This window comes from Methanoculleus chikugoensis, assembly GCF_900095385.1.
In the GTDB taxonomy this organism is placed as follows: Archaea; Halobacteriota; Methanomicrobia; order Methanomicrobiales; family Methanoculleaceae; genus Methanoculleus; species Methanoculleus chikugoensis_A.
Genome location: NZ_FMID01000069.1, coordinates 1 through 5,164, shown reverse-complemented (window position 1 = coordinate 5,164; position 5,164 = coordinate 1). Strand labels below are relative to the sequence as shown.

At 60.2% G+C, this 5,164-nt stretch carries 4 protein-coding genes and 1 pseudogene; 2 read left to right on the top strand and 3 right to left on the bottom strand.

From position 1 onward, the window contains the following. Positions 1-226 precede the first annotated feature (226 nt). Positions 227-418, bottom strand: a complete 192-nt coding sequence (locus L21_RS13450; protein ID WP_074370958.1) for a hypothetical protein — start codon at positions 416-418, stop codon at positions 227-229. Between the two features lie 199 nt (positions 419-617). Here L21_RS13450 and L21_RS13445 point away from each other — a divergent pair, with 199 nt between their 5' ends. Next, entirely contained in the window at positions 618-1,631 is a 1,014-nt protein-coding gene (locus L21_RS13445; protein ID WP_074370957.1) for a GNAT family N-acetyltransferase, read from the top strand. Between the two features lie 550 nt (positions 1,632-2,181). Continuing rightward, positions 2,182-3,213, top strand: a complete 1,032-nt coding sequence (locus tag L21_RS13435; protein WP_074370959.1) for a GNAT family N-acetyltransferase — start codon at positions 2,182-2,184, stop codon at positions 3,211-3,213. Between the two features lie 4 nt (positions 3,214-3,217). Here L21_RS13435 and L21_RS13430 read toward each other — a convergent pair whose 3' ends face one another. Both L21_RS13430 and L21_RS13425 read right to left on the bottom strand, forming a co-directional pair. Next, on the bottom strand, positions 3,218-4,582 hold the full coding sequence (locus tag L21_RS13430) for a phenylacetate--CoA ligase family protein (protein ID WP_463508166.1): 1,365 nt from the start codon (positions 4,580-4,582) through the stop codon (positions 3,218-3,220). A gap of 40 nt (positions 4,583-4,622) precedes the next feature. Continuing rightward, positions 4,623-5,164 (bottom strand): annotated as a pseudogene (locus L21_RS13425) (phenylacetate--CoA ligase family protein); the annotation flags it as partial.

Here is a 5,164-nt window from a genome sequence, read left to right as displayed (position 1 = left end):
GGAGGGTGTAGGTCTTTCTATACGCGGAGTATGCAGGGAGGATGCGGAGCGCCCTCGCCGTCACAGAATCTTCGGGCCGGAGAGCCCTCAATCCCCGATGATTCATCCGCACACCCATCGGGGTGCTCATACCTATACTCGGCATTAAACGTTTTGCTCCCGGTATGGCCGGATGGCACCGGCGGCATGATGAAGATGACCGGCTTAGCCGGGAGACCGGGTGCGGTCAGAAGAAGTTCTCGGAGTACGGTATCGCGGTCAGATCCCGGCCGGATGCACGGGAAAAATGTTTCAGGAACTCAGGAAAGAGGCTGTTCTCCGGGATGAGCACCCAGACGTCGCCGTATGCATCGGAACCGTTGCCTTCCCACGAACGGAACGAAACGTCGTCCATGGCGAGGAGACGGAGTGCGACCATGCCCCTACCTCACGTGTTCTTATATATAATGATTTGTCGGCGGGGCCGGGCACGGCCACCCCGCCCGGACGGCGAGCCCGGCCCTGCGGCGACCGGCTGCCCGATACGGCGGACCTTCGGAAAGGTATATATGAGTCCGGGAGATGATTAGAGGTCGCCGGGCCGCAGGCTGCATGACAGCGCCGGAGTGACGGAAGGGATGACAGCGATCAGAGTCGAGGACAGAGATACCTGGGATACTTTCATCGACGAGAGCCCTTCGGGCTTCCTTTTTCATAAGTGGGACTACCTGCACCTGACGGCAAACCATACAAAGAGCACGCTTCTTCCCTATGCGGTCTATAACGGCGACGAGCCGCTCTGCGTATTCCCGCTCTTCTGGAAGCGGATGCATGGGATCAACGCCGTCTTTTCACCCCCGCCCCTCACGGTGATCCCCCACCTCGGGTGCGTAATGAACGGGAAGTTCGGGTCGCTCAAGCGGAGCAAGAAAGAATCCCTTCTCGGGCTGATTGCAGAGGAAATTCGCGGGGAACTCCTTGATCTCTCGCCGAACTACCTCTCGATAGCCTTCGTCCCGGGCTTTCACGATATACGCCACTACCTCTGGGACCGGTGCGATGCACGGGTCCGGTACACCTACACCATCGATCTTGAGCGGCCGATCGAGGAGATCTGGAACAACCTCCACTACAAACTCCGCAGCAAACTGAAGAAGGAGTCGAAATCGGGTCTCCGGCTGGAGAGATCCGGCGATATCTCCACGCTCCATATGCTCATCTCCGAGCGCTACCGTGACCCGTCGCTCGATATCCCGCCGATCAAGCGCGACTACCTCGAGGATCTCGTGCGTGCCTACCCGGAGATCGGGGTCTACACCCTCTACGATGCAGAGGACGAGGTCGCGGCCGTGGTTGCCGCCCAGGAGTACAAACGGTTCCTGCTCTGGATGGGAACCCCGCGGATCGAGGGGGTTCATGCCGGGAACGAGTATCTCCAGTGGCTCCTGATCGAGCGTGCACGTGCCGAAGGCTACCGGACGTTTGAGAATATGGGCGCGAACAACCCCGATCTGGCTTTCTTCAAATCGAAGTTCAACCCCGATCTTACGATGTACTTTGAGGTCGAGAAGAAAGACGGCCTCGGCGCATTCTCCGAGTGGGCATACCGCTCCTTCGTGAAACGGTTGATGATGGCGACCGGAAGGGTTTAGGGTTCGCCGTCTCTCTCCTCTCCGGTGCCTCGCAGCATCGTGCAACAAATGCTATCCTGAAACCCGTGGTTCAGGTCGCCGGATGTCCGGGGGGCCCGGAATGAGCGCCGTTTTCGTGCGACCGGCCCTGCTCTACGCCCCGGCACGAATGGCCGACCGCAGGAGGTAAGGTCTGCCGGTTTCTCCAGCAGAACGGAGGAAGAACCGTTTGGCGGTCGAGATCATCGCCGACAGAGATACCCGGGACGCATTTGTCGACGACAGCCCCTCGCCCCTCCTCTTTCATAAATGGGACTTCTTAACGATCACAGGGCAGCATACCGAGGCGAACAACCCGACCCCGATCAACAGGCCGCCGATCAAGAAGAGGTTTGCCTCCTGCATCGACCGAACCGGAGGGTGCTCTCCCGGGGCAGCAGAGCCCCCCGGCCGGTCAAAAACTGTTCGGGCCCCCGCTCCCGGCAGTGTCCCGGGAAGATATAAATATGCCCTTTGAGGTATCCTGTAGCGGGCGCGGTCTGGCATGGCCGATCGCCGGAAGTCAGGCTCTATGGTGCTCGAGATCATCAAGGACAGGGAATTGTGGGACTCTTTCGTAGATGCAAGCACGTACGGGTTGCTTTTCCACAAGTGGGACTACATAACGATCACCGCACAGCACGCGGGCTATCGGCTCCTCCCCTACGGGATTTACAAGAGGGAGGAACTGGTCTGCCTCGCTCCGCTCTACTTAAAGAGCACGCATGGTGTGAGGATACTCTTCTCGCCGCCGCCCATGCAGGCGGTCGTCCCCTACCAGGGCTTCGTCCCGGGAAAGTCGTTTGATACGCTGAAGCTGGGCAAGAAGGAGGAGATCATGGATCTCGTTGCGGGGGATCTCTCCGCGGAGATCGATACCATCTCACCGCATTACTTCTCCCTGACCCTCGTTCCCGGCCTCACCGACGTCAGGCAGTTCCTCTGGCGGGGATACGACCCGAAGGTTCACTACACCTACGTTGTCGACATCTCGCGGCCGATCGAGAAGGTCTGGAGCGACTTTCACTACAAACTTCGCAACAAACTCCGGAAGGCCGAAAAGGCCGGTATGAACCTCGTGCGAAGCGCCGATATTTCAACGTTGTATGCGTCGCTTGCCGAGCGGTTCAGCCGGCCGGAGATGAAGATCCCGATGGTCGGCAGGCGCTACTTCGAGGAGCTCTTCCGGGCGTATCCGGACCATCTCGCGGCGTATTACCTCTACGACCGGGAAGGTGCCCTCACGGGAGCCGTCGCCACCCAGGAGTACAAACGGTTCCTGCTCTGGATAGGAACTCCGCGGATCGAGGGGGTTCATGCCGGGAACGAATATCTCCAGTGGCTCCTGATCCAGCGTGCAAAGGCCGAAGGCTACTCGTACCTGGAGAATATCGGAGCGAACACACCGGACCTGAACTTCTTCAAATCAAGGTTCTGTTCGAGTCTCGGCATATATATGGAGGTCTTTCAGAAGGATGCGGTCGGGACCCTGGCGGAATGGGCATACAGCAACGTCATCAATAAACCCTGGCTGAAACGCCGGTTCGTCCCCTACATCGACTGAACGGTCAGAGGTCGCCGAGCGAGATGGGAAGTTTCTGGATGAGGTACCGGAACTTCCCGCCCTCGGTGCGGGGGATCTCATCGACGAAACGGACGTGGACGTTCACCCCGTCACCGAGCTGGCACCGGAGTTCTTCTGTCAACTGCCGGGTGTCCTTCTCGGTGTAAGCCGGTTTTCTGACGATCTTCATGATGAGTTCCCCCACCTCCTCCTGGTACATCTGGAACTGCCGTATGTTCTCGAACGCTTCGGATTCGTAGTTGATGGGAGTGACGGAGATCAGGTGCCCGCTCCGGGTTACGATGAACTCCTGGAGCCTCCCCTCCACCTTCTCGAGCAGGGGATACTCTCTCCCGCAGGTACAGGAGTCCTCCCCGAGAACCGCGACATCCATGGTGCGGTAGCGGATGAGGGGGCAGACGAAGTTGGTGAGGTTGGTCGCGACCACCTCGCCCATGGCGCCGGCCCCCTCGACGTGCCGTCCGTCCCTGCCGATCAACTCAACGATCCCGTATTCGGGGAAGATGTGGTAGTGGGTGCTCTCCTCGCACTCGCCGGCGAGCACCGTCTGCTCGGAGTTGCCGTACCAGGAGAAGACCCGGCACCCGAAGACCTCGGTGAGGAGATCGCGCTGCCAGGGATAGAGGTTCTCCGACCCGCAGAGGACGGCTTTGACGGTCGGGAACGGCGCGATGCCGTGCTCCCGCATGTACCGGGCGAGTATCACGGCCGTGGAGGGATAGGCGTGGATGAACCGGGGCATGAACCTCCGGATACGGTCGACGTAGTCCGGCAGGGTCTTCTCGGTCATCTGGTGGGAAGACATGATCAGCCACCGGCCGAAGAGCGCACGCCTCCAGTAGGTGCCGCTCGCTGCCGCATCCACGACATGCCCGCGGAGTATGACGCAGCGGTCGGTGAACCGGTAGCCGACGCGGTCCCACTGGGTCTTCATGAACGCCCATTCCCGGGCACGGGAGACCCCTTTCTCGTAGTAGAACCCCATGGGGGTGCCGGTTGAGCCGGATGTGCGCACGTACTCAAAGGCGGATTCGGGGTAGTTCCGGGCCTTTAAGTCCGGGAGGTTGGCCTGGACGATCTCCTTGGTCAGGAACGGGAGGAGTTCGAGATCCTCCGGGCCCCGGATATCCCCGGGCACGAGACCGTGCTCCTGAAAGACCCTCCGGTAGTAGGGGACATTCTCGTAGGCGTGGTCGAGCAGGCGCGCGAGCGCCCGGGTCTGGTAGGCCGCGAGTTCCTCCCGGCTCCACCATTGTGACTCCCGGAGGAGTGCATACATCTGCCGGTAGGTGCGGTACGACGGCACCAGACTGAGTGCTTTGACGGTGAGCGGGTTTGCACGCGACACCCATCGATGAAGACCGGCCTTCATATATATATCTCCCTGGTCAGGCGAGCAGGTCGGGAGAGACATGTTCGACGATCCCCCCTTCGCGATCGCTGAAGTGTATCGGCAGCCCCTGAACGAAGTAACGGTACTTGCCGCGGGCGGTGAGCGGTATGTTGTCGACGTACCTGATGATGATACGGACGTCGTCGCCGCAACTCCTGCTCACCTCCCGGTAGAGATACTCCGCGTCCTGCTCGCTGAACGCCGGTTTTCTCACGATATTCAGTATGACTTCCCCGACCTTCTCCTGGTAGAACTGAAATTGTTTAACGTTGTCGAATGCATCGGTATCGATGTTCATGGCAATCCCCGAGAGGAGTTCGCCTTTGCCCGTCACGATGAAGTCCTGAACCCTTCCTTCCACGCGTTCGAGTATCGGGTAGGCACGGCCGCAGGAACAGGCCTCCCCGGCCGCCGTGGCAAGGTCCATGGTGCGGTAGCGGATGAGGGGGCAGACGAAGTTGGTGAGGTTGGTCGCGACCACCTCGCCCATCGCCCCCGGGCCCCGGACGGGCTGTCCGTCCCTGCCGATCAGTTCGA